The 21,954-nt window shown below is 44.9% G+C and carries 23 protein-coding genes; 11 read left to right on the top strand and 12 right to left on the bottom strand.

Annotated features, from left to right (window positions below; translation table 11 throughout):
- The first annotated feature begins 52 nt into the window (after nucleotides 1-52).
- Complete coding sequence (gene ahpF / locus R7P74_RS15235; protein ID WP_318122938.1) at nucleotides 53-1,621, top strand: alkyl hydroperoxide reductase subunit F; 1,569 nt, start codon at nucleotides 53-55, stop codon at nucleotides 1,619-1,621.
- Between the two features lie 238 nt (nucleotides 1,622-1,859).
- Here ahpF and R7P74_RS15230 read toward each other — a convergent pair whose 3' ends face one another.
- On the bottom strand, nucleotides 1,860-2,429 hold the full coding sequence (locus R7P74_RS15230; RefSeq protein ID WP_053350147.1) for an imm11 family protein: 570 nt from the start codon (nucleotides 2,427-2,429) through the stop codon (nucleotides 1,860-1,862).
- 229 nt (nucleotides 2,430-2,658) lie between these two features.
- Between R7P74_RS15230 and R7P74_RS15225 the strand changes: the two genes are divergently transcribed.
- Nucleotides 2,659-3,078: a VOC family protein gene (locus R7P74_RS15225; RefSeq protein ID WP_005374615.1), complete on the top strand. Its 420-nt coding sequence runs from the start codon at nucleotides 2,659-2,661 to the stop codon at nucleotides 3,076-3,078.
- A 77-nt stretch (nucleotides 3,079-3,155) separates the two neighbouring features.
- On the opposite strand, the gene R7P74_RS15220 is transcribed toward R7P74_RS15225, so the two are convergent.
- Nucleotides 3,156-3,695: a CAP domain-containing protein gene (locus R7P74_RS15220; RefSeq protein WP_262634274.1), complete on the bottom strand. Its 540-nt coding sequence runs from the start codon at nucleotides 3,693-3,695 to the stop codon at nucleotides 3,156-3,158.
- A gap of 127 nt (nucleotides 3,696-3,822) precedes the next feature.
- On the bottom strand, nucleotides 3,823-4,779 hold the full coding sequence (locus tag R7P74_RS15215) for a LysR family transcriptional regulator (protein ID WP_213897466.1): 957 nt from the start codon (nucleotides 4,777-4,779) through the stop codon (nucleotides 3,823-3,825).
- 126 nt (nucleotides 4,780-4,905) lie between these two features.
- Here R7P74_RS15215 and R7P74_RS15210 point away from each other — a divergent pair, with 126 nt between their 5' ends.
- The 3 genes from R7P74_RS15210 (at nucleotide 4,906) to R7P74_RS15200 (ending at nucleotide 7,105) form a co-directional block, all read left to right on the top strand.
- A complete protein-coding gene (locus R7P74_RS15210; RefSeq protein ID WP_225473594.1) occupies nucleotides 4,906-5,592 on the top strand; it encodes a DJ-1/PfpI family protein in 687 nt (228 codons plus the stop codon).
- A 120-nt stretch (nucleotides 5,593-5,712) separates the two neighbouring features.
- Entirely contained in the window at nucleotides 5,713-6,243 is a 531-nt protein-coding gene (locus tag R7P74_RS15205; RefSeq protein ID WP_255209459.1) for a sigma-70 family RNA polymerase sigma factor, read from the top strand.
- Nucleotides 6,244-6,409: 166 nt separating this feature from the next.
- The gene (locus R7P74_RS15200) at nucleotides 6,410-7,105 is read left to right on the top strand and encodes a VC0807 family protein (RefSeq protein WP_005383527.1); all 696 of its coding nucleotides are present in this window, start codon (nucleotides 6,410-6,412) and stop codon (nucleotides 7,103-7,105) included.
- Nucleotides 7,106-7,178: 73 nt separating this feature from the next.
- Here the strand turns inward: R7P74_RS15200 and R7P74_RS15195 are convergent, their stop codons facing one another.
- On the bottom strand, nucleotides 7,179-8,171 hold the full coding sequence (locus tag R7P74_RS15195) for a zinc-dependent alcohol dehydrogenase family protein (RefSeq protein ID WP_154204091.1): 993 nt from the start codon (nucleotides 8,169-8,171) through the stop codon (nucleotides 7,179-7,181).
- Between the two features lie 88 nt (nucleotides 8,172-8,259).
- Nucleotides 8,260-9,075 (bottom strand): AraC family transcriptional regulator, encoded by an 816-nt coding sequence (locus R7P74_RS15190; RefSeq protein WP_318122946.1) that lies wholly within the window; start codon nucleotides 9,073-9,075, stop codon nucleotides 8,260-8,262.
- A gap of 111 nt (nucleotides 9,076-9,186) precedes the next feature.
- Here R7P74_RS15190 and R7P74_RS15185 point away from each other — a divergent pair, with 111 nt between their 5' ends.
- A complete protein-coding gene (locus tag R7P74_RS15185; RefSeq protein WP_005383543.1) occupies nucleotides 9,187-9,879 on the top strand; it encodes an MOSC domain-containing protein in 693 nt (230 codons plus the stop codon).
- A 65-nt stretch (nucleotides 9,880-9,944) separates the two neighbouring features.
- On the opposite strand, the gene R7P74_RS15180 is transcribed toward R7P74_RS15185, so the two are convergent.
- Together R7P74_RS15180 and R7P74_RS15175 are read right to left on the bottom strand one after the other, a co-directional pair.
- A complete protein-coding gene (locus R7P74_RS15180) occupies nucleotides 9,945-11,183 on the bottom strand; it encodes a DEAD/DEAH box helicase (protein WP_031780833.1) in 1,239 nt (412 codons plus the stop codon).
- A 264-nt stretch (nucleotides 11,184-11,447) separates the two neighbouring features.
- Complete coding sequence (locus tag R7P74_RS15175) at nucleotides 11,448-12,449, bottom strand: arginine deiminase-related protein (RefSeq protein WP_005383547.1); 1,002 nt, start codon at nucleotides 12,447-12,449, stop codon at nucleotides 11,448-11,450.
- A gap of 404 nt (nucleotides 12,450-12,853) precedes the next feature.
- On the opposite strand from R7P74_RS15175, the gene R7P74_RS15170 reads away from it, so the two are divergent.
- The gene (locus tag R7P74_RS15170; RefSeq protein WP_005374597.1) at nucleotides 12,854-14,704 is read left to right on the top strand and encodes an ABC transporter ATP-binding protein; all 1,851 of its coding nucleotides are present in this window, start codon (nucleotides 12,854-12,856) and stop codon (nucleotides 14,702-14,704) included.
- A 591-nt stretch (nucleotides 14,705-15,295) separates the two neighbouring features.
- Nucleotides 15,296-16,003, top strand: coding sequence for a DUF445 domain-containing protein (locus tag R7P74_RS15165; protein WP_005383549.1), 708 nt, complete (start codon nucleotides 15,296-15,298; stop codon nucleotides 16,001-16,003).
- 102 nt (nucleotides 16,004-16,105) lie between these two features.
- Here the strand turns inward: R7P74_RS15165 and R7P74_RS15160 are convergent, their stop codons facing one another.
- Together R7P74_RS15160 and R7P74_RS15155 are read right to left on the bottom strand one after the other, a co-directional pair.
- A complete protein-coding gene (locus tag R7P74_RS15160; protein WP_005374595.1) occupies nucleotides 16,106-16,582 on the bottom strand; it encodes an Lrp/AsnC family transcriptional regulator in 477 nt (158 codons plus the stop codon).
- 292 nt (nucleotides 16,583-16,874) lie between these two features.
- Nucleotides 16,875-17,123: a hypothetical protein gene (locus R7P74_RS15155; RefSeq protein WP_005374593.1), complete on the bottom strand. Its 249-nt coding sequence runs from the start codon at nucleotides 17,121-17,123 to the stop codon at nucleotides 16,875-16,877.
- Between the two features lie 358 nt (nucleotides 17,124-17,481).
- Between R7P74_RS15155 and R7P74_RS15150 the strand changes: the two genes are divergently transcribed.
- Nucleotides 17,482-18,015: a GNAT family N-acetyltransferase gene (locus tag R7P74_RS15150; protein WP_225473591.1), complete on the top strand. Its 534-nt coding sequence runs from the start codon at nucleotides 17,482-17,484 to the stop codon at nucleotides 18,013-18,015.
- A gap of 18 nt (nucleotides 18,016-18,033) precedes the next feature.
- Nucleotides 18,034-18,468, top strand: coding sequence for a hypothetical protein (locus tag R7P74_RS15145; RefSeq protein WP_213966426.1), 435 nt, complete (start codon nucleotides 18,034-18,036; stop codon nucleotides 18,466-18,468).
- A 91-nt stretch (nucleotides 18,469-18,559) separates the two neighbouring features.
- Here R7P74_RS15145 and R7P74_RS15140 read toward each other — a convergent pair whose 3' ends face one another.
- The gene (locus tag R7P74_RS15140; RefSeq protein ID WP_005374587.1) at nucleotides 18,560-18,799 is read right to left on the bottom strand and encodes an RNA recognition motif domain-containing protein; all 240 of its coding nucleotides are present in this window, start codon (nucleotides 18,797-18,799) and stop codon (nucleotides 18,560-18,562) included.
- Nucleotides 18,800-18,947: 148 nt separating this feature from the next.
- Here R7P74_RS15140 and R7P74_RS15135 point away from each other — a divergent pair, with 148 nt between their 5' ends.
- Nucleotides 18,948-19,481 (top strand): GNAT family N-acetyltransferase, encoded by a 534-nt coding sequence (locus R7P74_RS15135; RefSeq protein ID WP_017820066.1) that lies wholly within the window; start codon nucleotides 18,948-18,950, stop codon nucleotides 19,479-19,481.
- 124 nt (nucleotides 19,482-19,605) lie between these two features.
- Here the strand turns inward: R7P74_RS15135 and putP are convergent, their stop codons facing one another.
- Nucleotides 19,606-21,099, bottom strand: a complete 1,494-nt coding sequence (gene putP, locus R7P74_RS15130) for a sodium/proline symporter PutP (RefSeq protein ID WP_005374582.1) — start codon at nucleotides 21,097-21,099, stop codon at nucleotides 19,606-19,608.
- A 136-nt stretch (nucleotides 21,100-21,235) separates the two neighbouring features.
- Nucleotides 21,236-21,943, bottom strand: a complete 708-nt coding sequence (locus R7P74_RS15125) for a 1-pyrroline-5-carboxylate dehydrogenase (protein ID WP_005383557.1) — start codon at nucleotides 21,941-21,943, stop codon at nucleotides 21,236-21,238.
- Between the last annotated feature and the right edge of the window lie 11 nt (nucleotides 21,944-21,954).

Here is a 21,954-nt window from a genome sequence, read left to right as displayed (position 1 = left end):
TGAACAAATACTTGTTTTGATTGGTAACTATTTAATTAAGGTAGTAACAACTATGTTAGACCAAGCGATCCAACAACAACTCAAACAATATCTGGCTAATGTAAAAGAAGAAGTTCGTTTAGTGGTTAGTCTAGATGAAAGCAAAGCATCGAATGACATTTTGTCTCTAGCGAACCAAATCGCAGAGATGAGCGACCTAATCACCGTTGAACGTGACGACAACGCAAGCGCACGTAAACCAGTGATGGCGGTAACTAACCCAGCAAAAGGCACAGCACTACGCTTTGCAGGCTTGCCAATGGGTCACGAATTTACCTCTCTAGTATTGGCACTGCTTCATTCGGGCGGTCACCCAATCAAACTAGAACCAGAAGTGATCGAGCAAATCGCAGCACTAGACGAAGATCTAGACGTAGAAATCTTCATTTCACTGTCGTGTCAAAACTGTCCGGACGTGGTTCAAGCGTTCAACATGATGGCGGCGATCAACCCGAAAGTAAAAGCAACCATGATCGACGGTGGTTTGTTCCAAGATGAAGTGAAACAACGCGACATCATGGCAGTACCAAGTGTATTCGTGAACGGTGAGCTATTCGGTCAAGGCCGTATGTCTCTGACTGAAATCCTAAACAAAGTGGATGACGGCGCGAGCGAGAAAGCGGCGAAAGCACTAAGCGAAAAAGCCCCATACGACGTACTTGTTGTCGGCGGTGGCCCTGGTGGTAGCGCAGCTGCTCTTTATGCTGCTCGTAAAGGTATTCGCACTGGTGTTGTTGCTAAACGCTTTGGTGGTCAGGTTATGGACACCATGGCAATTGAGAACTTCATTTCGGTAAAACGTACTGAAGGTCCAAAACTGGCAACTGACCTAGCAGAACACCTAAAAGAATACGATGTAGACGTCGTGACTGAGCAACAAGCTGAGAAGCTAATGGGTGCAGCACACACAGAAGATGGTTTGATTCACATCCAACTTGAAAGCGGCGCAACGCTGAAGAGTAAGAGTATCATCCTAAGCCCTGGTGCACGCTGGCGTGAAATGAACGTTCCGGGTGAGCAAGAGTACCGCAACAAAGGTGTCGCGTACTGCCCACACTGTGACGGTCCACTGTTCAAAGGCAAGAAAACCGCAGTTATCGGTGGTGGTAACTCAGGCATCGAAGCGGCTATCGACCTTGCTGGTATCGTAGAGCACGTAACGGTTCTTGAATTCGCAGACGTACTTCGCGCAGACCAAGTACTTATCGACAAAGCGAACTCACTACCAAACGTAGACATCATCACGATGGCGCAAACAACAGAAGTGGTGGGTGACGGTACTCGCGTAACAAGCTTGAAGTACAAAGACCGCAACACAGATGAAATCAAAGAGATTGAACTGTCAGGTATCTTTGTTCAAATCGGTCTAGTACCAAACACAGAATGGCTAAAAGATTCAGAAGTAGCCCTATCTGAGCGCGGCGAAATCGAAGTCGGCAGCCGTGGCGATACTAGCCTAGAAGGAGTCTTCGCAGCTGGTGACGCAACAACCGTTCCTTACAAACAGATCATCATTGCGATGGGTGAAGGTGCAAAAGCAAGCTTAGGCGCATTTGACTACCTAATCCGTAAGCAAGGTTAATCTCCAATTTCTTGAGCACAAAGCGCACGGTGCTGTGTTTTCTTCCCCGGAAAACCAATCGGGGCACCGTGACAGCGATGAGTAACAAGAAATAAAATCAAAAAACCTAGAAGCCCAAAGACTTTGCCAGCAGGTATTAACTGCTGGCTTTTTTGTTTTTTTTTGGGGGGGGGGGGAACAAATTATTACTAGAAATAACAGCGTAAAATAAAGCTGCCGAAATACAACATTGCGGGCTTTAACTCGTTTCTACTGCTTCAAATATCAGGCCTTTTAGCTGACAACGATGGTAAATTTCATACAAACCACCTAATTCATCATTGCAGTAAACACCGCTTCCGTTATTTTCAATCCTGAACAAGCCTCCGGATTTGATTGATTTACTACTCAACACTAATTTTTTAAACCGCTTTACACGACTTGGCTTACCATTAGCTCTTACATTTAACACAGTGCGATCCTTATCAATAGCATCGCAAGTTTTGAGTATGTTTATAGCATACCAACGCTCGCCAGCGACGCGTAATGGCAAAAACTCACAACTGGAATCAAGAGCTTCGTTTATTTGATTATATGCGGACTCAGAACAAGCAAACTCGCCTGCACGCCAGATTGCAAAATCAGGTTTTGTTGTAAGCATGTGGTTATCACTCACCCACTCCAAATCAATAATCATCCAAGTATCAGCGACACGCTCACCACATAACTCCCGCAAATCGCCATCCGAGTATTGTATAGAAATCTCTAGTTGAGTTTCTTGTAAAAAAGGGAAATTCTCAACATCATGATTAAGTGTAAAAACTTTCATCTTTTGCTTACTTAAATCAAACGGTTAACTGGAAGTCCCCATCATGTAACATCTTTCCAATCTTGCACAAGGTTTCAATGATTTCTGTGTGAGCCAACTCTTCAGTGTCAGCTGCCTGACCTTTATAAATGGCGTCTACAAATAAAATCAAAAAAGCCCTTTACCTCAACTTAACTTGAGGTTTTAGCATGTTCATCGTTGGCTAGAAAATGACAAAAAGGAGCACATCATGATCCAACTAGAACATATTAACTTAGTCGTGAAAGATATCCCTGAAATGCTGAAGTTTTACCAAACTGCATTTCCACATTGGTACGTGCGTGATGAAGGTAAAGGCGAATGGAGTGGAAAGCCAAGAAACTGGCTACATTTTGGCGACGAGTATCAATACATAGCCATGAGTGACCATGGCGAAGGAGAAAACCGCGAGTTGAGCGGGCACCAAGTTGGGCTAGCGCATTTTGCTTATGTGACCAACAACGTCGATGCAATCATCAAAAGACTAACCGATGCAGGTTATCCGATTGCCCAACCTGGTGCTGATGAACCATACCGCAAAAATGTGTATTTTGTTGACCCTGCCGGTTTTGAGATTGAATTTGTTGAATACCTGGCGGATGACCCAAAACTTCGTAACCTGACAAGCTAAAAGAGATGTAAATAATAAAACGCCAGCAGATAGTGACTGCTGGCGTTTTATTTTATCTATCAGGCTTCTTTATCGCATTAGCGCTGTTTGGCAAAAACCTGAGTCCAGTAATATCCGTAGCGTGCAGAGTGATTTTCGACAAGCGACGCGCCCATCTGATCAAAATCCGCACTCATGATATTAAGGCAGTGACCTTCACTCGATAACCAAGCATTAATGGCGGCGTTAATGCTGCTTTGCCCTACGGCGACATTCTCACCAATGGCGCTCCAAGCATAACCCGTTGCGTTAACTCGATCTGACATTTTGCTGCCATCAGAGCCTGTGTGGCTCATGAAATCGCTGTTCGCCATATCGCTTGAATGTCGATAAGCGGCGCTTTCCAAATCGTAGCTCCAAGTCAGAGCCCCAACAGGTGGCATGGTGGTTGCGCCACACTGTTGTGTAGTAGAGCGGGCGCTGTTGACCGCTGCAAGCATCTGCTCGGCAAATGTGCCTTGTGACGATGTGGAACCTGTGTTTTGTGAGCCGCTTTCTGCTGGGGCTGACGACTCCCCGTCGCCGCCACATGCGCTGAGAAGTAGGGCCAAAGCAGGCACTAAGATCTTAGTTAGCATTGTCTTTCCTTTATGAGTGACGAAGAGCAAACTGCGCTTTTCGATAATAACGACCAATAAACTAACAAAAACCAATAAAAGCACCATATAGCTTAGGGGGTTTTAACCAAAGACTCACATGAAGTTTTCAATCGCCTTGGTTCGGTCGATAAATCGGCAACGTTTCAGCCCAAGTATGGAATGGCGTTTCATCCATATCCTGTATTGCTTGAGTGATAAAATCGATGAACACCCTCACTCGGGCAGGCACATATTCCCGGTTGGCATAGAGAAGATACACGCCATTTCCTGCTTGGCGCATGCTCGGAAATATCGGCACTAAACGCCCCGCTTTAAGCCAGTCTCTCGCGATAAAATGAGGGATCTGAGTTAATCCTAAGCCTTCTGCGCAAAGCTCTGCCATGGATTCACCGTCATTTACAATATAGTTTCTTTCGGGGTCATATTCACTCGCACCGTCTGGTTCTGGCATCCGAATCGGCAACAGTTTCCCCGTTTGTTTAAAACGAAAACGAACCCAAGAATGGTCATTGAATACACCCGGGCCACTCGGAACACCATGGCGCGCTAAGTACTCCTGACTGGCACAAATGATAAAATCGATAGGGCTGAGCTGACGCACAATCAATTGACTATCGTGAACGACACCAGAGCGAATCGACACATCAATACCTTGCTCAATAATATCAACGTAGGCGTCATCGTAATGAATATCGATAGTGATGTTAGGGTAGCGGCGGCAAAACTCTTTTAATAAAGGACGAATATAGAGGCGACCGTACGAGACTGGCACATTAATCTTAAGCTGCCCTGAAAGCGCATCATTGTGACTTTTTAATGAATCCTCACATGCCGCCAGCTCTTCCAGTACAAACCTAGCAGTATTTGCGTACCGACGACCAGCTTCTGTCAGGCGGCTCTGTCGCGTAGAACGTTGAAAAAGCTGTATACCCAAATCGCTTTCAAGACGATGTATGGCTTTACTCACGGTCGAAGGGTCAGTGCCATACACTTTGGCAGCCGCAGCAAAACTACCGCCATCTAAAGTGGCAATAAAAAATCGTAGGGACCGTATCTTATCCATATAACCAATGAACTCTATTCATGAATTTTATTCACTTTAGTAAAGACAAAGTGGCTCTTCAATCACTAATTAGCCTAAATATAATGAACCTCAATAACTTGATGCTCTGTTAACGAGGAAAAAACCATGGGTAAAAACGGATTGAAGAATGCACTACAACTATTGATAGCAACACTAGTCCTATTCTTTGGGATGCTTCAAACAGCACATGCCGCAGATAAACGAATTGGTATTCTGGTTTACGATGGCGTACTGACCTCTGATGTTACTGCGCCTTTAGAGGTCTTTGGCGTCGCAAGTCGTCTCACTTGGTTTAGTGATTATGACGTGCTCACCATTTCCGTCTCAGATCAGAAAACCATCACCACTGAAGAAGGATTAAAAATTGGTGTGGATGCTTGGATTGGTGATCTGCCGGAACTCGACGTATTGGTTTTAACATCCAGCTATGACATGGATGCACTAATCGAAAATAAAGATCTCATTCACTTTATTAGAACTACCTCAAAGGCGGCAGATTGGATGGCAAGTAATTGCTCTGGCGCGTATTTGTTAGCCGAAGCTGGCCTTTTAAACGGTAAAAAAGCAACAACTTGGGCCGGAGGTGAAAACGGCTTTCAAAGAGATTACCCAGCAGTCAAAGTACAAGTCGACCAGAATTTTGTCATTGATGATGGCGTTATCACTTCGAACGGTAGCCTAGTTAGCTATCAAGCTGCTCTTAAGCTACTTCACCTTATGACTTCAGAGTCTAAAGCTCAGGAAGTCGCAGATGCCATCCAGTACTCACGCTTTTCCAACCAACCATTTTAAGCGTGTAAGAAAGAAATCAGAGTCACCCTTCGATATTTGGAAGGTTAACTCTTCGAATTTGTCTTCCTAATCGAACAACCCTTTTTATCACTGTAAAAGCGATAAAAAGGGTTGTCGTTCATCTGGCAGACACAACGTGCTCTCCAAACTTTTTATCTTAATGCTATGGAAAAACATAAACGTTACGAAGCACTGACGAAAGATCGATACCAAGAGATCTACCGTCTCGCGTATTGGTTATGCAAAGATCACCACCTTGCTCAAGATTTAGCGCAAGAAACCTTTCTGAAAGCGTGGCGATTCTTTGATAAATTAAATGACCCCAACGCCGCGAAGTCTTGGCTCATTACTATTTTGCGTCGTGAGAATGCTCGGCGCTTTGATAGAAAACAGTACGACTTTGTCGACATTGATGAGTGTGCAATACAGACAAAAACCTACCCTGGCAGTGACTACGACATGGCCCAAGATTGGCTTCAAAAACAAATGATGATTCTCGAACCCAAATACCGAGAGCCGTTGCTCTTGAGCTTAGTGGCTGGGTTGAATCATGATGAAATTGCCCAAGCCTTGAGGCTCAACCACAACACAGTGGCGACTCGATTATTCAGAGCGCGTAATCAGATCATCGCACAGAAGGAGAGTCATTAAGACACAAAAAGTAGTCAATCATGTAAACTAACTGGCTATGCTCCGGTCTATTTCATAAGTCGTTACACAACTCGACGCTTTAACGCTTTACATCAAGCGCGACTAGATGAACACTTCTTGTCAAAGTACAATAACAGCCGACATAGAGTAGAGTCAGTAAAACATTATGAGTAACACGACGGCGAAAAAGCCGAATCCCTTATTTGAAATCCTTTTCAACGTATTTATCCCTTCCTTCATTTTGATGAAGTTTAGTGGCGATGAGCATCTAGGGACAGCAATGGCGCTGGTTGTCGCTTTGCTATTTCCTATCATTTATGGCGGTATGGACCTTGTCCGTAACAAGAAATTTAACTTTATTTCTGCTCTGGGCTTTATCAGTGTTCTACTAACTGGTGGCATCGGCTTGTTAGAGCTTGATACACGCTGGTTAGCACTAAAAGAAGCCCTGATTCCTGGCCTGATCGGTTTAGCGGTTTTGGGTTCAACGTTTACCCGCTACCCGCTGATGCAGAAGTTAGTACTGAATGACACTGTGTTGAACCTCGCGTTGATTAACCAACGTTTAAAAGAAAATGGTAAAACCGATGCGTTCGAACGTTGCCTTATGTCTTCTAACTACCTGTTTGCAAGTACTTTTGCGTTCTCATCTGCAATGAACTACTTCCTTGCGACTTGGATTGTGACTAGCCCTTCTGGTACTGCTGCCTTTAACGAAGAGTTAGGAAAAATGACGCTGTACAGTTACCCAATGATTGCCATCCCAAGTATGTTGATGATGTTCGGTATTTTTTATTACATTTGGCGTCAAGTACGTGCGATGACATCGCTCGAAACAGAGCAAATCTTCCATCTAAAATAGCCCTATCATTACAAATAAACCCATAAAAAAGGGAGGATTTTATCCTCCCTTTTCTCAACAGGCCCACTGTAATTCACAGCGTCAAAATGATTTTTCCTGACACTGCTGACGAGCGTCGCTCAACCATTTCAATCGCTGTTTGAAAGTCCTCTAACGACAGATCATATGCAACGTTTAACTTTATGTCGCTGCTAATAAAGTGTTCTAACATTTCAGCGAACACCGTCTTTCTCCCGCCTTTACCTACCGATTCTTCCCAATACCGCAAAAAGAATGTACTAAAGTCGATGTTGTTGGCCTTCATCGATTCAAAAAACTCAGGCGTATAAGGCGTTAACGACAATGTTCCGTAGTTGATGTATTGGCCGTTTTCTTTCAAGGTACGAATGAGATCCGTGCCAGCCTCACCGCCTATCGCATCCAAAGCGACCGTTGGTTGTGGCAGTTGGCGCGTTTGCAGCTGCGCGTGTAAGTCTTGTTTTGCGTCCAACACTGGAATCGTATCGTACGGATACTTTTCTGGCTTTGAAGTCACAGCAATCAGTGTAAAACCCAGTGAGTGAGCAAGCTGGGCGAATATCTTACCGATCGCTGACCCTGCCGCATTGATGATCACCACATCGCCTTTGTTCAACTTCGCCACTTTAGTGGTGATAACCCACGCGGTTAGCGCGTTGATGTACAATTGGCAGGCATAGCCGTTCTCCAAACTCTCAGGTAGCGGAAAAAGATTCTCAGGCGAGGCATCTATGTAGTATTGCCAAGTACCACTCATCGCCACCAACACCTTTTGCCCAACTTGAAGGCCAGTTTGACCAACTGCACTGACTTCCACCACACGCCCAACCGCTTCAAATCCCGGCACGCGAGGTGGTACGTGAACGCGGCGGTATTGCCCAACACCATGAATGGAAAGCAAGTCACTTGGGTTAATATTGGTGGCTTCCAGTCGCACCCGAACCTTGCCCTGAGCAAGCGGTTTGAGGGGCTCTTTTTCCAACGACAGCGACGTTTTGGGTTGACCAAAACAGAATTGATTCACTCGAGTATTTATCGTTGGTGCCATTGTTATTCATACCATGTAATTGAAATTCAAAAAGGAAGTTTCGCGACTTCTACTCAAAAGCATTAAGTGAAGTCGAAGCTCTGTATTTCTACCTGCGCGATGCGCCGTTCACTCTAAACTGTTGTGGCGTCATATCAAAATAGGCTTTAAATGCTTTGATGTAGGATGAGTCATTTTGATAACCCACTAGGTCTGCAATGGCTTGGATTGGCAACGATTCATCTAACAAAGAAAGCGAGTAAATTAGCCGAATTTGTTGCCGCCAAAGTAGAAATGAAGTGTTGAATTCCTTGGCGAACAGCCGTGATAAAGTACGCTCAGACGCCCCAATTTTCTCCCCCCACTCTTTTAGCGAACAGCTCAACGCTGGCTCGTCAGTCAGTCGCTCGAAAATCAGTTTTAGTCGTCTGTCTTGTGGCAGCAATAACTGAAATGTCTGCACGTTGCGTTTCAAAATTTGATCATGCAGCACCGCCAGTAAATGCAACACTTCTTCGTGGCTTGTCTCACCTTCACACAGTCTGCGGATCTCTTGTAAAAGCGCATTTAAAAACGACGTTAAAGCAATGGTTCTCACTTGTGGCTCGTACGTCGCACCAAACTCAGGGTTGAGGTAAATGCCAACAAATATCGTATTGCTTAGAGCAATCGACTCGTGTTGAACACCCGCAGGAACAAATAACGCAGAGGTGTGTGGAACCAAGTGCTGATAATGCTCCGTTTGTGTTTGCAATAACCCTTTGATAGGAAAGATGATTTGATGCCAAGTGTGTTGATGCAGCGCATCAATGTAACCTTTTGGCATGTCGATGGTTTTCACTAAAACAGGAGAATGGGGGTTCGCGGCCATCATCTCATTGGAGGTGACGACGCCTGACTTCGAATCAATTTGGCGAGTTAGCATTGTTAGTTGTCTTTTCATCCCTACACCGACACAAGTTTACTAGGCTATCATGCTCCGCATCGCGAATGAAGATAAACACTTTATCTCTCATTCAAATAATAAGGAGGTTATATGAAGAAAATCGGCGTCGTAAAAGCTGTGCTAGCAGGGAAAACCGTCCCTTATGCTCATGGAGTGCAAAGCGCAATCAACAAACAAGTGCTACCTGAGCGCCAGCACGCAACAGAGCTTGGCTTTACCAGTGATGAGCAAGGTGATCCGCGCTTTCATGGTGGCATTCAAAAAGCGCTTCATATTTACCCAAGCGAGCACTACCCAATCTGGCAACAAGAATTAGGCAAAAGACCAATTTTCCAATCCGCCGGCGGCTTTGGCGAAAACATCAGCTCCGAAGGCGTCACCGAATCCACGATTTGCTTGAAAGATAAAATTCGCATCGGCTCAACACTACTGGAAGTGTCGCAAGGTCGCATGCCTTGTTGGAAACTTAACGTACGTTTTGACCAACACGACATGGCGAGAAGACTGCAAGATACGCTTCGAACAGGCTGGTATTTCCGAGTGTTGGAAGAAGGCGATATCGGTGCAGGTGACGAGATTATTCTGTGCGAAAGACCTTATCCAGAATGGCCACTGGCTCGCATCATGGGCGCGGTTTTCACTGGCTGTTTAGATAGAAAAGAACTCACTAAGCTGTCTGAGCTGCCGTTAGTCGAGTCTTGGGGCAAGTTGGTCGAGCGCCGCCTAGAAACTGGCGAAGTTGAAGATTGGGAAATGCGCTTGGTTGGCCCAACTGTGGGTTAACACCCCAAAGTAAAATTTAAGCCACGCTCTGAACCGACTATGCCGTCAGAGCGTGTTTTTTTGGTTTACTTCGCACTCGGGGCTGGGCGTTTCGACTTACCTTGGAACTGCTTAATGCTCTTCTTAGCATTAGTTCGGCGGTTGGCTTTTTTATCGCGTGGCGCGCGTTTGCTCTCGCCAGTTGATGGCTTATCCGTTACTGGAAAACCTGCCAGATCTTGCACTGGTAATGCACGTTGAGTCAGGTGACGAATCGCGCTTAGTGCGTCCATTTCACCATGACAAACCAATGACATCGCGACACCTTGTTCGCCTGCGCGAGCGGTACGTCCTACTCGGTGAACATAGGTTTCTGCATACATTGGCAGTTCAAAGTTGATCACTACAGGTAATTGCTCAATGTGAATGCCACGCGCTAGTAGATCGGTGGCAATCAACACCTGAATTTGCCCAGATTTAAACTGCGCCAGTGCTTCTTCTCGCTCATCTTGACTCTTATTGCCATGCAACGCATTGGTTGAGATGCCCGCTTTATTCAGCTTCTTCGCTAAGCCATCGGCGTTCTCTTTCGCACCAATAAAGACTAATGCCTTAGTCCACGCGTTTTTTTGAATCAGTTCAATCAATGCCTTGGTTTTACTGCCTTTGTTGACGAGGTACAGCGTTTCAGCAATATCTTGGTTGGTGCTGTTTTCTTGATGCGCTGCAACTTGCTTTGGTGCCTGCATAAGCAGCTTCGCTTTACCCTTCAACTCATCTGAAAACGTTGCCGAGAACATTGCGGTTTGACGCTGGTTTGAAATCAGCCCCGCAATATTTTGCACGTCAGGCCAAAAGCCCATATCCAACAGACGATCCGCCTCATCCAACACTAGGTAATGGATATTGCTTAAGTCTAAACCGTTGTTTGCCAGATCAACCAAACGACCTGTCGTCGCGACAAGGATATGAGGATTTGTCGCTAGCGCCTGCTGTTGTTGCTCTTTATCAACGCCGCCACACAAACACACTGCGTTGAGTTCAAGAACTTGACCAACTTGGTTAATTGCTTCACTCACTTGCATTGCCAGCTCACGAGTTGGCACAAGAATCAGCGCTTTTTGCTCTGGATTGACACCCAGCTTTTCCAACAAAGGCAAACCATAAGCAAGGGTTTTGCCGCTGCCTGTATTTGCCAAAGCCAATAGATCTTGACCAGCCAACAGCTCAGGAATGGCCAACGCTTGAATATCGGTCGGTTTCTTGAAGTCTTTTGGCAGGGCGTGAATCAGCTCAGAACTCAATGAGAGAGTAGAAAATGGCATCAGCGAAACCTTGTACTTTTGGTTGAAGAGGCAATAAAAACAATGAAGATGCGGTAAAACGCAGGCGCGGACTTTACCACAATCTGCTAGGTGAACCATCCTATTTTAGGCGCTTAAACCAAGCGTCGCCTACGCAAATCTTCAGAAAACTAAAAAGCGCAAAAAAGCCGTTAGTCTGTACTGCCACAGAGCTAACGGCTAAAAACCCTTGAAGAGAACGCTTCGTCAGCCTTTCACTGCGGCTGAAAAGAAATGTGCAGTTTATTAAAGCACAGCTTTACGATTCGGTAAGAACACTTCACCCAACATGCAACGAACCGAACCACCACCAATAGATTCTATGGTAGAAACGTCGAATGGCAGCAATTTACCGTGCGTTGCCAATTGGTTTCTTTGTGCTGGTGAGAATGCATCGTACGCCGATTGCGACATCGCAATCACCTTGTCGCCGTTGATCGTTTCCAGTTGCAGAATGTTACCGCAGAACTGGTTCATCTGTTCAAGCGAAATTGAGATGACTTGCTTGTCTTTGGCGAGTGACTTCATTACAAAACGACGCTCAAATTCTGGGATCACTTCGTCACAAATCACGCAAAACTGTTCGCCAACCGCCATCATCACATTGGTGTGATAAATCGGCGCACCAGACGGCAAACGAGTTTGGAAAGAAATCACTCGTTCATAGCCAATACGATCGGCGTAATCTTCTAAAACCAGACGATCACAACGTTGTGAGAGTGCGGCATAGACCGTTTTATTTAGGTGGTCAAACACCATCACACCCGTGCTTTCTAAATACGCTTGCTCGTCAAGATATTCAGTTAGACTGCTGCGTCGATGAACTTCTCGCCCTGCTTGCGCTAGTGCTGCCACAAGCGCATCGGGACGTACTTCTTTTTGACGGTTTTCACAGGCCATTGGAAAGGTGTACAACGTGCCATCTGGCGTAGTGCTAAACCAATTGTTTGGAAATACCGCGTCTGGCGTCGCAACATCTGAAGTTGGATAATCAAACTCAACAACTTGAACGCCCTCTTGACGCAGCGTTGCAACCATACTCGCGAACTCGGCCATTACTCGACGTGAGACTTCTTCTTGGCTGAGTGACACTTTATGTTGGAACTCATTATCTTGTGCGGTTTCTTCATTAAAACGAAACTCTTTCGGTGGCACCATCACTACGCAGTTTGCGGTTTGGCGCTGAGCACTTTGCGTGCTTTCTTCTTTCCCATTAGCAAATTGGGTCACTGATTCGTGTAATAGCATCCAATATATTCCTTATCACTAGAATGAGGAGATTGTAAATTTATTGTTAACTTCAGTTTTGCTGTTTTGACAATTAATTTAATTGCACAAAAGTGTTTTTTGCTGCATTAAGTTTATTTTTCCCTAAATTTTATTGTCACTTTGCAGGTTTAAGATTTTATGGCACCGTGATGAACATGATAAGAATTCATCATAAGAATCAGAACCATAGACAATCACACTCATAACCAACTAGTTACATTTAAGACACAATCGGTTAGACTATTTTTTCGCCCCTCTCGTCAATCGGTCTGCTTTATCGAGGAGCAGGCAAAAAACTCTCATACACGCGGTTTCGTCCAAAGCAGCGTGAATCGATGGATTTAGCCACCCCAAATGGCACTGTTTTAACTTTAGGATGAGTTATGTTTAAACGATTTGAAGGCTTTACAGAGCCGTTCCCCAAATCTACACCGGATCAGCCTCCTTCAGGGATGTTCGCTTTTCTGCGTTATTACACTCGTGGTTATGAAAAGCCTTTGATCATCATGTCTTTGATGGCCACAATTGTGGCTGTTGTTGAGGTAATGTTGTTTGGCGCCATGGGACAATTGGTTGATTGGTTGTCTACCAGCAATCCAGAAACGTTCTTACAAGACAACAAATCGGATTTGATTTTCTACGGAGCCTTATTGCTGGTTGTCATGCCTATATTGGTGATCTTGTACTCGTTGCTCGTTCATCAAACGTTATTGGGCAACTACCCAATGTCTATCCGCTGGCTTGCACACCGGTATTTGCTCAATCAAAGCTTGAACTTCTATCAAGATGATTTTGCAGGTCGAGTCGCAACGAAAGTCATGCAAACCTCATTAGCTGTGCGCGAAACCGTGATGAAAGCTATGGATGTGTTTGTTTACGTTACGGTTTACTTCACCAGCATGATCATTATGTTAGCGACGGCAGACTGGCGTTTGATGATCCCAATGATTGTCTGGCTACTCGCTTACATCGCTATCCAAATCTATTTTGTCCCTAAGCTCAAAGACGTCGCTTCAGCACAGGCCGATGCACGTTCGACAATGACAGGGCGCATCGTCGACAGTTATACCAATATTCAAACCGTCAAACTGTTTTCTCATAGCCAGCGCGAAACCCAATATGCCGAGCAAGGCATGAAAGGATTTTTGAATACGGTCTATCGTCAAATGCGCCTAGTGACCGGCTTCGACGTCGCTGTAGAGATCTCAAACTATATTTTGGTCTTTTCCGTTGCTGCTTTATCTATTTACCTGTGGTTGGATAGTGCCATTAGCGTTGGCGCGATTGCGATTGCTGTTAGTCTTGCATTACGCGTAAATGGTATGTCGATGTGGATAATGTGGGAAGTTGGCGCCCTCTTTGAAAACATGGGAACCGTTGTCGATGGAATGAAAACACTCTCTAAGCCTATTGATATTAAAGATAAACCAGGTGCAAAAGACTTGGTTGTCACTGAAGGAGGCATTCACTTTGATAACGTCAGCTTCCATTACGGTGAGAACAAAGGCGTAATTAGCCATCTCGATCTCAACATCAAACCAGGAGAGAAAGTAGGCTTGGTTGGGCGCTCCGGCGCCGGAAAATCGACTTTGGTGAACTTGTTACTTCGTTTCCACGATGTCGAAGACGGCAGCATTAAGATCGATGGACAGAACATCTCAGAAGTCACACAAGACTCTTTGCGTTCAAAGATCGGTATGGTGACCCAAGATACTTCTCTGCTACACCGTTCAATTCGAGACAATATTTTGTATGGCAATCCAGATGCGACAGAAGAAGATTTGCTGAAAGCCACTAAGCAAGCGCATGCCCATGAGTTTATCGAAACTCTGACCGACCCATTTGGTAATGTCGGATACGATGCGCAAGTTGGTGAACGTGGTGTGAAACTGTCTGGCGGCCAACGTCAGCGTATCGCAATATCTCGTGTGCTACTCAAAGATGCACCATTGCTGGTATTGGATGAAGCAACATCGGCTCTAGATTCAGAAGTCGAAGCAGCGATTCAGGAAAGCTTGAATGAATTAATGCAAGGGAAAACGGTTATTGCTATCGCTCACCGATTATCGACCATCGCACAAATGGATCGCCTCATCGTGCTAGATAAAGGCAGCATCGTTGAACAAGGTTCTCATCAAGAACTCATTGCGAATAACGGCATTTACGCCCAGCTTTGGGCGCATCAAACTGGCGGATTTATCGCTGAAGAACTAGACAATCAACACGCTTCTTAACGAGTGATAAGCTCAATAAAAACGGCGCTTTAAGCGCCGTTTTTTATTTAAATCCATGGCTAGATGCTCATATAGCCATTGTGGTTTCTCATATATGAAACACTCTCCATGATAAAGCTCACACTTTTTCTGCTAATATACCGCCTCGTTGCGTATCCATTGCAATGAACACAATACAGAGTATTGAGCCGTCTTCATTTGTCATTTCACTTTTTGAGAAACAGCTATACTCAATAGATGGCTTAGTTATTATATTAACAATAAGGTAATTAGCTTATGTGTAAATGTGGTTCAATGCAGATCGTACAACTCAAACCAAGTTGGGCTGACAAGCTATTTGGCTACTCAGAAAGATGGAAATGCCAACTTTGTTGTAAGATCTACCGCATCTAAAATTAAAAATAGAATCTTAGTTTTTCTAAGAAAAAGCAGTGGCCCGACAATGATTGTCGGGTTTTGTTTTTCCGAGCATTCATTTTTTTCCCTTCGCTACAAGACTACTCATCACGGCAAAACCTAGCATCTTAATGTGACTTAGGTATAGAATCAGGCCCACTTATTCTTTCCGATATTCATATATAACTGGTCACTATGAACAAAAGTTTGCTAACGAATGTCCTCGCTATCGCTTTGATGGCTGGAGGTCATCAATTACAAAACGACTATCTTTGGTATGCAGGGCTGTTTGCGTTCTCAGGCGCCATCACCAACTGGCTTGCCATCCATATGCTGTTTGAGAAAGTGCCTGGATTATACGGTTCTGGCGTGATCCCCGCGCGATTTGAAGAGTTTAAACTGGCTATCAAAAACCTGATGATGGAACAGTTTTTTACTGAAGCGAACATTGACCGATTCTTGAATAAAGAAATGGCGGGCGGTGTGAACATCGATCTTCAACCAGTAATTGAGAAAGTAGATTTAAATCCAGCATTTGATTCCCTAGTGGAAGTAATTGAAGGCTCTCAGTTTGGTGGCATGCTAGCGATGTTTGGCGGCTCGGAAGCGCTACAACCCATGCGCCAACCTTTCGTCGAAAAGATGCAAGAATCCATCATTGAGTTGAGCAAGAGCGATAACATCAAAGAAGCACTGAAAGAGCAATTCGAATCTCCTGCAATGATGGATGAGATAAAGCAGAACATTGAAGGTATCATCGATCAACGTTTAAGCGAATTAACACCGGCATTAGTTAAAGAAATGGTGCAAAAGATGATTAAACAACACCTTGGCTGGCTAGTCGTTTGGGGCGGTGTTTTTGGTGGTTTAATTGGCGTTATCAGCACCTTTATCGGGGCATAATCGCTCACCGATTTATTAAAAAGGAGCTTCGGCTCCTTTTTTAATCGTGAAAAAGTAATATACCAAGCCACGCTAAATAAGGAGGCTCAACACATGCCTCGCCTAACCAAGGAGCTCGGGATTAACACCAAATCCCGTTTTATGTTCTTCTATGACCACTTCACTACGAGTTTGAATCACGCCCGGAAGCGTGCCTAACTTGCTCGACATAAACTCCTGATACGCTTTCATGCTCTTAACACGAACTTTTATCATGGTATCGAAATCTCCAGAGAGCGAGTAGCACTCTTCAATTTCAGGCATCAATTCCACCGCTTTCGCAAACTTTTCAAAAATAGAAAAACTGGTTTGGTCTAAACGAATATGGATGAATACTTGCACATCCAGCCCCAACTTTTCCGCATTCAACTCCGCATGATAACCATTGATATACCCTTCTTTTTCTAGCCGCTTTACACGATCAGAACATGGAGAAGTCGTTAAGTTAATCAGCTTTGCTAGTTCTACAACTGGAATTCTGCCTCTCGAATGAAGCACTCTCAAAATATGTAAATCAATCCGGTCCAATTGATAACTCATTAACCCACTTCCTTGTAACCACTTAGAAAGCATCACATTAATCGTTGCTCAAAAAATTGCAAACCATCAAATGCACAGCATGTGAAATTCAGCAGAGAATAACCAGAAAACAACGAAGGAGGGAAAGAGCTATGATTATTGCCGCTCACTTAGTAACCGTGATATGAAGAGAAAAAGCAACCTAGCGGCTCCCGCGGAGTCGCAAATTTGAAAGCGCATGACACGCCTGTATAGATATGTCGTTCGGGCAACGCCGCCCTATTTAGCCATTAATCATGGCTATCACTCAGAGTTAGAGTGCGGCCGATGTATGCCGTGTAGGATGTGGAACAACCTCTCCAATTGCACGATGATTACAACAACGGCAGTAGTATTGAGGCTCCATCTCGTAATAATGTTCACCTGATACAAATTTCGCCATCAGCTGTGTAAAACTCACCATTTTGCCTGTTAACGAGTCAACAGACTGAGGCTCGCAACGCTTCATAATCACTTTATGTTGCGTTGATTTTCTACAAGCTGCGCAATATATATCCGGCATTTCTCTTCTCCCTACTTTTTCGTCCTACTGACAATTGACATATTTTGTTCAAAATAATTCCACAATTAAAAAGCTCCTTTAATTTTTTGTGCCCTATCTTCAAAAAATTGAACGAAAGTATCAAAAAACTGAGACATTGGTCAGACCTCAACTTTTGTACCATCAATATGAGCAAACGTGCTTATGTGTGTAATAATACGACACATTACACATAAGCAATTGTTCGGGCTTATTATTTAGTAAGGCGCATGACAACTTTACAGCTGGCTAGATCGAGCTTTCGAGACGCCTTGTTATCTTGATTTACCCCGCAAACCAATTGCTAGCAGCTATAGCCGTCTCATCAAGGAAGAAATGCATGACGATACAACCGATTCTCACTACCGAAAGACTCGTCCTCCGGCCATTCAATATCGATGACTGCCAACAAGTGGCTTTACTCGCTGGAGATAAGCGAATTGCCGACATGACAGCAAACATCCCACATCCTTATGAGCTACCGATGGCGCAAGCATGGATAGATAGGCACTATCCGATGTATCAGCAGCATCAAGGCGTGGCGTACACTATTACCTTGCGAAACACTGGGGAGTTACTTGGTGCGGTGAGTTTACCGCGTATCGAAGAGGGGTACGGAACATTAGGCTACTGGGTTGGCGTGCCACATTGGGGGAAAGGCTATGCATTCGAGGCCTCCAAAGCCTTACTCGAATTTGCTCGAATGCACTTTGAGTTAAACGGAATAACCGTGATGCATTTGGTGGACAATCTGCGTTCTAAATCGGTGATCCAAAAACTAAATATCCCTTACATCGGTGACAAAACATTGCGCATGCAAGGCAAAGAACGAAAGGTTTGTGTCTACCAACTCACGTTCGTCGCTTCTGAATAAAGTCGAGGGATATGTCGGATGATCATCCATGAAACTTCACAAAATCTGCCCAAGAACAACCCTTTCTTGCTAGGAACTGTATTGTTGTCGCTGTTCTATTTTTCCTACCTAGCAGACAAGATCGTCGAGTTTGGACTCGTAGCACTCACAATAATAGGATTGAAACTGCTCTCAACGTACTTCACGCGCCGCGCGTTCAATCCTAAAACGCTAGATATCGATGCAAGCACCAACACCTTGAAGTACCGCCAGGGCTCAACGGTTTACTTCCGTCTACCTCTTGATGACATTGTCAAAGTCCAAATACAGAAAGAGTTCTTTTCTAGCAAAAGTTTGATGCTCTACACAGTCAACGACGCTTACCAAGTGCCGCATTCAGACAATTTCGATTCTCTACAGTTAAAGGATTTAATGAAACAACTTGAAGAGAGAATTGATGATCAATCTCGCTAAAACGAAAAGAGAAGACATTCTAGAATGTTGCCAATTTAGTCTCTAAATAGAAAGACAAAAAAGCCAGCAATAACGCTGGCTTTTCTCTGTATTAGTCTTGTGCGACTTTCACGCGAATTTTGCTTTTTTCTACGTTCGTCAAATTCAGTGCTTCAAGAGCAGAAATGGCTTCTGCTTCGTCCGGCATGATGACAAAACCGAAGCCTTTCGACAAACCCGTGTCTTGATCAAGCACTAGCGAACACAGTTCTACTTTGCCGTACGCTGAGAATAATTTGCGGATATCTTGCTCGGTCATGTGACGAGCCAAGTTTCTTACTAAAAGTTTCATAATGAACCTAGTTGATTTGATAACGGTTCGATTCTCTCAGTTTCTCTCTGGCAAACCAAGTGAATAATATGACGGCGTTGACTAGATCATTCTAAGTACATCTGTTTAAATGATTTTCCGTTCATTTTTCACCCATAGGAGAGTCGGCATGGAAACGAAACGTCTCAAACTCATCCCTGCTTGTTTAGAACGAGCCGAAGAGGCGCATCAAGCTGTCGTTCGCAGCCAAAAGACTCTCGAAGTCTATCTGCCGTGGGTGCCTCATGTGCTGACATTAGAAGCGATGATAGAAGGGACAGAGAAAGCCATCGCAAACTTTGAAAACTTCGAAGAAGAGCTGCGTTACTACATCATTGAAAAGGAAAGCGATCGCTTACTGGGTGCGGTCGGCTTGATGATTCGAGATCCCGACGTACCATCCTTTGAGATAGGTTATTGGTTAGATAATGCTGCCGTTGGCAATGGTTATGTTGCCGAGGCTGTGCTCGAAGTTGAGCGCTATGCGTTTGATGACTTGGGCGCCAAGAGAATCGCAATTCATGCTGATAGCACCAACCAAAAGAGCCGGGCTGTAGCCGAGCGCTGTGGTTATGAGTTCGAAGGAGAGCTCAGAAACGAACGTCTTACCACATCGGGAGAGTTGAGTAACACCGTTATTTACGCCAAAATTCGTCGCGACTAACACTCCAATCTAACCGAGCAATGCTAAGCTCTGATCTCAAGCTACCGCCACTAACGTTAATTAAGTTTCAGATAAAACAAAGCCCGCTAAAATAGCGGGCTTTGTGTTCATATACGGGAAGTTACTAGTCTAGTTCAACCAGTTTTTTCTCGAACGACTGGTGTTGGTCTAACACGTCTTGCGCAGCACCGCCCGTTGCTTTACTTACCACAATGATGGCAAGCGTAGAGAAGATGATGCCCGGTACGATTTCGTACACATCAAACCAACCGCCAGTTAGCTGCTTCCAAACTACGATAGTGATACCACCAACAAGAATACCTGCTAACGCGCCGTTACGGTTCATACCGCTCCAGTAAAGGCTAAGTACAACCGCAGGACCAAATGCCGCACCAAAACCAGCCCAAGCGTAAGATACAAGACCAAGTACTGAGCTATCAGGCGTCATCGCTAGGAATAGCGCAACAAGCGAAATAACGATAACACCGATACGACCAATCATTACGATTTCTTCAGAAGACGCTTCTGGCTTGAATACTTGCTTGTAGAAGTCTTCTGCAAGCGCTGAAGATGAAACAAGGAGCTGTGAGTCAGCGGTACTCATTACCGCCGCTAGGATTGCTGCTAACAACATACCCGCAACGACAGGATGGAATACTGCGTTAACCAATAGCATGAAGATCTTCTCACCGTCCTCTAGTTGAGTACCCGGATGACCCGTAACCCAAACCAGACCAACAAGACCAACAAGCATTGCACCAACCATAGATAGTGCCGTCCAAATCACTGCGATACGACGTGCAGTCGTTAGATCTTTGTTTGAACGAGACGCTTTAAAACGCGCTAGGATGTGTGGCTGACCAAAGTAACCAAGGCCCCACGCCGCTAGAGAGATAATGGCAATCGCAGATAATGGTTCGCCTTTCGCGTCATTCCATAGCGTTGCAAGTTCTGGGTTGATGTCATGTAGATCAGAACTTAGCTGACCTAAACCACCGTCCATTACCGCTATAGGAACAATCATTAGCGCAGCCGCCATTAGCAGACCTTGCACTAAGTCAGTCCAAGATACCGCTAGGAAACCACCGAATAGTGTGTAAGAAACGACACACACCGTACCGATGATAACAGCGTAGGTATAATCTAGACCGAATACCGTCTCAAACAGTTTGCCCCCTGCGACCAAACCTGAGCTGGTGTAGAAAAGGAAAAATAGAAGAATGAAAAACGCAGAGATTGTCTGAATCAGTTTCGACTTATCGTTGAAGCGACGTGACAGGAACTCTGGCAACGTTAGCGCGTCAGTTTGGATACTGTAGGTACGGAGGCGTTTTGCACTGATGAGCCAGTTTGCCCATGTACCAAGAAGTAGACCGCCGGCTAACCAGAAGGCCTCGATACCCGCAGCGTACGCATAGCCAGGCAAGCCTAGCAGCAGCCAACCACTCATGTCTGAAGCACCTGCAGATAATGCAGCAGGCCACGGACCTAGGCTACGGCCACCTAGGAAGTAGTCAGATGAATTGGAAGTCCTCTTATACGCGTAAACGCCAATAGCAACCATAATCAGTAAATACGCCACAAAAGTGGACGTGATAGCAAAGCTATTTTCTATCATTAGATAGTCCTCGTTATAATTATTTCCTTCCTTGCCTGCCCTGATATTTTACCGTCTCAGCAATACATCAGAGTATAAAAAACCAATCTGGACCGGCTCTCAGTCCAGTTACTCCAGATTGGCATTACAAGTCAGGTTAGTGAGTTTCGTTCCCCAACTCGAGTAGAGTTGCGTTACCACCCACCGCGGTAATATTTATCGTTCGAGTGCGCTCAGTAATGAAGCGCAACGAGAGATGAGGATCATGAGCCAATTTCGGTGACTCTAAATCCGTTTCAGAAACTAAGCCGACGATTGCACCGTCACGCTTAGCTAGTTGAAGATTGAGCGCATGCTCAACCTGTGAACGCCCAACATAACCCACACTACGTACATCGCTCTCAAGCAACGGGGCAGACGCATCGTACGCAACAACCTGGACTAAGTTAGATGGGAAGTTTGCCAACGCTACAGCTTGCTTAACCAATTGGTTTAGCTCTGCATTGTCACTGCAAACGACCACACTGTTGCCGGCAATTAAGGCACAGGTGATCATCGCAAAAGCACTGTATAACGCATTATCAGCAGGCTCGATGTTGTTTTCACAAATCACCAAAGCCACACCGCGTCCTGCGGCATACAGTTCGTTAGTTTCCCCTGTAGGGCCAACTAACTGGTGAGTTTCTGCAAGAAGAGCTGATGCTTGTTGCAAGTGGTAAGAAACCACTTTGGCAACGGTAGACTGCTGCCCTTCTAGTGCAGATTTAAATGCCAGAACATGCTCGCATTTGTAATCAAAATCAGTCAGATTCCACTGCTCCCACGCAGAGAATGCATCTTTAAAATAGGTGATCTGATGAACCATAATGCGACTCC

Source organism: Vibrio sp. 2033 (genome assembly GCF_033339735.1).
This window is presented reverse-complemented; position numbering and strand designations above follow the sequence as displayed.